Genomic DNA, 6,192 nt, shown 5'->3' with positions numbered 1-6,192 from the left:
AACCCCTGTTACAACCGTGAAAGGGTCGTGTCCTAGGCCTCTAGACGAAGGGGACCAAATTCTCAAACTCAACAACCGGTTTTCACAAAAACGCCCACTGGCTGGTGGGCGTCTTCGGCAAAACCAAAAACTTTGGCGGAGTGGACGGGACTCGAACCCGCGACCCCCGGCGTGACAGGCCGGTATTCTAACCGACTGAACTACCACTCCGCGTCGGCAGCTGCATCGCCGGAAATTGCTTTCCGCAAGCGCAGCCAAACTTGGCGTCCCCTAGGGGATTCGAACCCCTGTTACAACCGTGAAAGGGTCGTGTCCTAGGCCTCTAGACGAAGGGGACTTAATCCTTCACCCCTGATGAACCTCGCGCCGACCACCAACTTTTGGTTGGGTGGTGGAGGTAAGCGGGATCGAACCGCTGACCTCTTGCATGCCATGCAAGCGCTCTCCCAGCTGAGCTATACCCCCTTCGGGACGAACACTTCAGCTTTCGCTGCCGTCTTCGTGTTTCGCGCTGTTCATCAAGCGAGAATGAGATTCTATAGCGACTCTTGCGAGCTTTGCAAGCGTTTCGCAACTTCTTCTTTCGAAAAAAGTTCGAGCACTGCATCCACCGAGGGCGTCTGGGCGCGACCGCACACCAGCAGCCGCACCGGAATGGCCAGTTGCGGCATCTTCAGGCCATGCTCGGCCAGCGTCGCCTTGAGCGCGCCGGCAATGCCGGCCTTGTCCCAGCTCGGCAGCGCCAGCAGCCGCTCGCGCAGCGCCGCCAGCGCCGGCCGCAGGGCGGGCGTGAGGTGCTGGGCCGCTTCCTCGGCCGAGGGCTTGGCTTCGATGAAGTACAGGCTGAGCCATTCGGCCAGCTCCACCGTGGTGGCACAGCGGTCCTTGAACAGGCCAACGGCCCGCTCCAGGGCGAAGTCCCCCGACACCTCGATGCCGCGCTTGGCCAGTTGCTCGCGCACCAGCGGCGCCAGCTCCGCATCGGTCGTGCGCTTGATGTGCTGGGCGTTGACCCAGCGCAGCTTGGCTTCATCGTACTGGCCGGCGCTCTTGCCCAGGTGGTCCAGATCGAACCACTGTAGGAACTGCTCGCGCGTGAAGATCTCATCATCGCCATGGCTCCAGCCCAGGCGCGCGAGGTAGTTCACCATCGCCTCGGGCAGGAAGCCTTCGTCGCGGTACTGCGTCACGGGCTTGGCGCCGTTGCGCTTGCTCATCTTCTCGCCCTGTTCGTTGAGCACGGTGGGCAGGTGCGCGTACACCGGCGGCTCCTTGCCCAGGGCACGGAAGATGTGAATTTGGCGTGGCGTGTTGTTGACGTGGTCGTCGCCGCGGATGACATGGGTAATGCCCATATCGATGTCGTCCACGACCACACAAAAGTTGTAGGTAGGCGTGCCGTCGGGGCGCGCGATGACGAGGTCGTCCAGCTCCTCGTTGCTGAACTCAATGCGGCCCTTGACCTTGTCGTCCCAGGCGACGCTGCCGCCCACTGGGCTCTTGAATCGGATCACCGGCTGCATGCCTTCAGGCACCGGTGGCAGGGACTTGCCCGGCTCGGGGCGCCAGGTGCCGTCGTAACGCGGCTTGAGTTTGGCCGCCATTTGCCGCTCGCGCAGCGCGTCGAGCTCGGCGCTGCTCATGTAGCAGCGGTAGGCCAGCCCCTGCTCCAGCATCTGCGCCAGTACCTCCTTGTAGCGGTCCATGCGCTGCATCTGGTAGTACGGACCCTCGTCGTGGTCCAAGCCCAGCCAGCGCATGCCTTCCAGGATCACGTCCACCGCCGCCTGCGAGCTGCGCTCCAGGTCGGTGTCCTCGATGCGCAGGATGAAGGTGCCGGCATTGGCGCGCGCGAAGGCCCAGGGATACAGAGCCGAGCGGATGTTGCCCAGGTGGATGAAGCCCGTGGGCGACGGGGCAAAGCGGGTGCGTACGGTGCTCATTCGGTCAGAACTTGTGCAGGCCGCAGGCAAGGTCGGCCTTGAGATCCTCGACGTCCTCCAGGCCCACGGCCACGCGGATCATCCCCTGCGTGATGCTCGCGGCCTGGCGCTGCGCCTCGGTCAGCCGGCCGTGCGAGGTGCTGGCCGGGTGCGTGATGGTGGTCTTGGTGTCGCCCAGGTTGGCGGTGATGGAGCAGATGCGCGTGGCGTCGATCACGGCAAAGGCGTTGGCGCGCGCAGCCTCCGGCGTGTCGCCCTGCACGATGAAGCTCACCACCGCGCCGCCGAGCCCCGACTGCTGGCGCATCGCCAGCTCGTGCTGCGGGTGCGAGGCCAGCCCTGGGTAATAGAGCTTGCTGACCTGCGGCTGCTCCTCCAGCCAGCGCGCCAGCTGCAGCGCCTTCTCGCTTTGCGCCCGCATGCGGATGGACAACGTCTCCAGCCCCTTGAGCACCACCCAGGCGTTGAAGGGTGACAGGCTCATGCCGGCGCTGCGCATCACCGGCACGAACTTGTCGTTGACCAGCGCTTCACTCGCGCAAATGGCGCCGGCGATCACGCGGCCCTGCCCGTCCAGGTACTTGGTGCCGGAGTGGATGACCAGGTCCGCCCCCAGCTTCACCGGCTGCTGCAGCGCCGGCGAGCAGAAGCAGTTGTCCACCGCCAGCAGCGCGCCGCCGTCGTGCGCGATCCGCGCCAGCGCCGCGATGTCGCACACCTCCGTCAGCGGGTTGCTCGGCGTCTCGGCGAACAGCAGCTTTGTGTTGGGTTGCATGGCCGCGCGCCAGGCGTCCACGTCCGTCTGCGAGACGAAGGTACTTTCCACGCCGAACTTGCCGAACTCGCCCTGCAGCAGCTTGATGGTGGAGCCGAAGACGCTCTGCGAGCACACCACGTGGTCGCCAGCCTTCAGCAGCCCCATGAACAGCAGCATGATCGCCGCCATACCACTAGACGTGGCGATGCAGGCCTCGGTGCCCTCCATCGCCGCCAGGCGGCGCTCCATCATCATGACGGTGGGGTTGGAGAAGCGGCTGTAGACGAAAGCCTCCTCCTCGTTGGCGAAGCGCCGCGCCGCGGTCTCCGCGTCCGGATGCACGAAGCTGCTGGTCAGGAACAACGCCTCGGAGTTCTCGCCCCAGGGTGTAGCCGGCAGCCCTTCGCGCACGGCGATGGTGTCAATGTGCGCGTCGGTAGGCAGGCCCACCCGCGGCAGTTTCTTGCCCCCGTCCATCAGGACTGCTCCGCCGCGTTCTGCAGGGCCAGGCGCGAACGGCCCGGGCCGTCTTCCTCGTCATTGCCCTGGGACTGGCGCTGCTCGCGCATGGTCTCGAAGTCCTCCACCGAGACGTCGCCCGTGATGTAGCGCCCGTCGAAGCACGAGGCCTCGAAGCCGTCGAGCTGCGGGTTCAGCGCGGCCACCACGCGCTTCATCGCTTCCACGTCCTGGTAGATCAGCGCATCGGCGCCGATGAACTCGCGCACCTCCTCGATGCTGCGGCCGTGCGCGATGAGTTCCTCCTTGGTCGGCATGTCGATGCCGTACACGTTCGGGAAACGCACCGGCGGCGCCGCAGAGGCCATGTACACCTTGCGCGCACCGGCCTCGCGCGCCATCTGCACGATCTCCTTGCTGGTCGTGCCGCGCACGATGGAGTCGTCCACCAGCAGCACGTTGCGGCCCTTGAATTCGCTGGCGATGGCGTTGAGCTTCTGGCGCACCGACTTCTTGCGCTTGGCCTGCCCCGGCATGATGAAGGTGCGGCCCACGTAGCGGTTCTTGACGAAACCCTCGCGGTACGGCTTGCCCAGCTTCTGCGCCAGCTGCATGGCAGACGGGCGACTGGACTCGGGGATCGGGATCACCACGTCGATCTCGCTGGGCGGCATGGTCGAGATCACGCGCTGCGCCAGCGTCTCGCCCATGTTCAGCCGGGCCTGGTACACCGAGATGCCGTCCATCACCGAGTCCGGCCGCGCCAGGTACACGTACTCGAACATGCACGGCTGCAGCGTGGGCTTCTCCGCGCACTGGCGCGCGTGCACGTTGCCCGCCATGTCGATGAAGATCGCCTCGCCCGGCGCCACGTCGCGCACGATGTGGTGGCTGGTACCCTCCAGCGTGACGCTCTCGCTGGCCACCATCACCTCCTTGCCTTCGGGCAGCTCGGCCTCGCCGAACACCAGCGGGCGGATACCGAAGGGGTCGCGGAAGGCCAGCAGCCCATGACCGGCGATGAGCGCGATCACGGCATAGCTGCCCTTGATGCGCTTGTGCACCGATGCCACGGCGTCAAAGATCTTCTCGGGCGTCAGCGGCAGGTCGCGCGCGCTGCGCTCCAGCTCGTGCGCCAGCACGTTGATCAGCACCTCGGTATCGCTCTCGGTGTTGATGTGGCGGCGGTCGATGTCGAACAGCTCTTTCTTCAGCGCATGCGCATTGGTGAGGTTGCCGTTGTGCACCAGCACGATGCCAAAGGGCGCGTTGACGTAGAAGGGCTGCGCCTCCTCTTCGCTGTAAGCGTTGCCGGCGGTGGGATAGCGAACCTGACCCAGGCCGACGTTGCCAGGCAGCGCGCGCATGTTGCGGGTACGGAACACGTCGCGCACCATGCCGCGCGCCTTGTGCATGTAGCACTTGGTGCCCTGCATCGTGACGATGCCGGCGGCATCCTGGCCGCGGTGCTGCAGCAGCAGCAGCGCGTCGTAGATCAGCTGGTTGACGGGCGTCTGGGAAATGACACCGACGATCCCACACATGGTCTTGCGTCCTTCAGTGATGCCGGCGCTTCAGGGTGCCGGCAGATGCCGCGCCACCGCGGACGGCAGCACGGGTTGAATACCTTGTCGCAGCGCCTGCAGCCAGGCGGCGCCGCTGGAGGCGGTCCAGGCCGGCGAGTGCGCCAGCGGCGTCAGTGCCACCAAGGTGCTGAGCACCAGCAGTACCAGCAGCCCGCGCAGCAGCCCGAAGCCCGCGCCCAGCAGCCGGTCCAGCGGCCCCAGCGGGGAGGCCTGCACCAGCATCCGCAGCAGCCGCGCCGCCAGGCCGCACAGCAGCAGCGCGGCCACGAACACCAGCACGTAGGCCGCGGCCAGCCGCCAGGCCGGCAACGCACCCTCCCACGGCAACCACTCGGCCGCCACGGGCGAAAACCTCTGCGCCGCCAGCCAGCCCACTCCATACCCGGCCAGCGACAGCACTTCAAATATCAACCCGCGCCACAAGCCTGCCAACGAGGACAGCAGCAACAGGCCCAGCATCGTGACATCGACCCAGCCCAAGCCGGCAACAAAGTCCATCACTGCGGCAGCAGCGCCGTAGGCAGCCCGGCAGCGCGGAGCTTGCCAAGTGCCTTGTCGGCCTCTTCACGACTGTTGAAAGGCCCTACCCGCACCCGGATGCGACGCCCCGCCTCGGTTTCGATCACCTGCGTGTAGGTGCGCACGCCGACCTTCTCGGCCCGAGCCCGCGCCTCACTGGCGGCCCCGGCATCGGCAAAGGCGCCGACCTGCACGATGTAGCGCTTCTCCACCGTGTCCTTCAACGCCTCGCGTGCCATCGCCTCACGCGCTTGGCGCGCTTCACGTTCCTTGGCTTCGCGCGCGGCCGCTTCACGAGCCGCGGCCTTTTCCCGGACCTCGCGCGCAGCGGCTTCCCTGTCCTTCGCCTCGCGCGCAGCGGCCTCCTTCTCCTTGGCCTCGCGGGCCGCGAGCTCCTTCTGGCGAGCCGCCTCGCGCGCTTCGCGCTCCCGGGCTTCGCGGGCAGCCGCTTCACGCGCGGCGGCCTCGCGCTCCTTGGCCAGGTCGCGTGCGGGCGGCGTTTCCTTGGGCGGCGCGGGACGGGGCGGATCTTGCAGCACCCGGATCGGTGCGGCCGGCGCGCTGGCCGCAAGCGACGGTGGGGCCGGCGAGCGCATATCGGCCGCCACAGCCGGTGCCGCGGGACGCACCGCCGACGCGGACACCGGTGCGGGCGGCCGCGATGTCGCCGAAGGCGTCGAGGTGTTCGACCAGAAGGCGCTGCGCAAGGTCGCCTTCATCTGGGACTGACACACCCTCTCCATCTTGCTGCATTGCAATATCGGGCTGCGCGGTATATCCGCTGCCTCGACAGATTTGACGCCTCCGGCGGCACGCTCATAATCGTGGCGGCCGGGGCAAACGCAGCATCAGGAACGGACGACCATGCGCATCGACGCCATCGCCATCGGCAGCAACCCACCGGAAGACGTCAACGTGATCGTCGAGG

General features: G+C 66.7%; 5 protein-coding genes and 3 tRNA genes. All 8 read right to left on the bottom strand.

Annotated features, from left to right (window positions below; genetic code table 11):
- Nucleotides 1-133: 133 nt before the first annotated feature.
- Nucleotides 134-210, bottom strand: a tRNA-Asp gene (locus tag Q0741_RS00040).
- Nucleotides 211-261: 51 nt separating this feature from the next.
- Nucleotides 262-337, bottom strand: a tRNA-Glu gene (locus tag Q0741_RS00035).
- Nucleotides 338-389: 52 nt separating this feature from the next.
- Nucleotides 390-465, bottom strand: a tRNA-Ala gene (locus Q0741_RS00030).
- 71 nt (nt 466-536) lie between these two features.
- The gene (gene gltX, locus Q0741_RS00025; protein WP_298231156.1) at nt 537-1,943 is read right to left on the bottom strand and encodes a glutamate--tRNA ligase; all 1,407 of its coding nucleotides are present in this window, start codon (nt 1,941-1,943) and stop codon (nt 537-539) included.
- Between the two features lie 4 nt (nt 1,944-1,947).
- Nucleotides 1,948-3,177 (bottom strand): O-succinylhomoserine sulfhydrylase, encoded by a 1,230-nt coding sequence (locus Q0741_RS00020; RefSeq protein WP_298231155.1) that lies wholly within the window; start codon nt 3,175-3,177, stop codon nt 1,948-1,950.
- On the bottom strand, nt 3,177-4,703 hold the full coding sequence (purF, locus tag Q0741_RS00015; protein WP_298231154.1) for an amidophosphoribosyltransferase: 1,527 nt from the start codon (nt 4,701-4,703) through the stop codon (nt 3,177-3,179). Before purF ends, Q0741_RS00020 begins: the two co-directional genes overlap by 1 nt.
- A 30-nt stretch (nt 4,704-4,733) precedes the next feature.
- Nucleotides 4,734-5,243 carry a CvpA family protein gene (locus Q0741_RS00010; protein WP_298231153.1) on the bottom strand — a complete coding sequence of 170 codons (510 nt, stop codon included), beginning with the start codon at nt 5,241-5,243 and terminating at the stop codon, nt 4,734-4,736.
- Nucleotides 5,243-5,983 carry an SPOR domain-containing protein gene (locus Q0741_RS00005; RefSeq protein ID WP_298231152.1) on the bottom strand — a complete coding sequence of 247 codons (741 nt, stop codon included), beginning with the start codon at nt 5,981-5,983 and terminating at the stop codon, nt 5,243-5,245. Before Q0741_RS00005 ends, Q0741_RS00010 begins: the two co-directional genes overlap by 1 nt.
- Nucleotides 5,984-6,192: the final 209 nt, after the last annotated feature.

It is taken from the genome of uncultured Azohydromonas sp., from assembly GCF_937926365.1.
In the GTDB taxonomy this organism is placed as follows: Bacteria; Pseudomonadota; Gammaproteobacteria; order Burkholderiales; family Burkholderiaceae_C; genus Azohydromonas.
Note: the sequence above shows the minus strand (reverse complement) of the source record. Positions and strands in the feature narration are given on the sequence as shown.

Excerpts from the sequence above, each read along its gene's own strand:
- gltX (WP_298231156.1), bottom strand. The coding sequence starts at position 1,943 with ATGAGCACCGTACGCACCCGCTTTGCCCCGTCGCCCACGGGCTTCATC.
- Q0741_RS00005 (WP_298231152.1), bottom strand. The coding sequence starts at position 5,983 with ATGAAGGCGACCTTGCGCAGCGCCTTCTGGTCGAACACCTCGACGCCT.
- purF (WP_298231154.1), bottom strand. The coding sequence starts at position 4,703 with ATGTGTGGGATCGTCGGTGTCATTTCCCAGACGCCCGTCAACCAGCTG.
- Q0741_RS00020 (WP_298231155.1), bottom strand. The coding sequence starts at position 3,177 with ATGGACGGGGGCAAGAAACTGCCGCGGGTGGGCCTGCCTACCGACGCG.
- Q0741_RS00010 (WP_298231153.1), bottom strand. The coding sequence starts at position 5,243 with ATGGACTTTGTTGCCGGCTTGGGCTGGGTCGATGTCACGATGCTGGGC.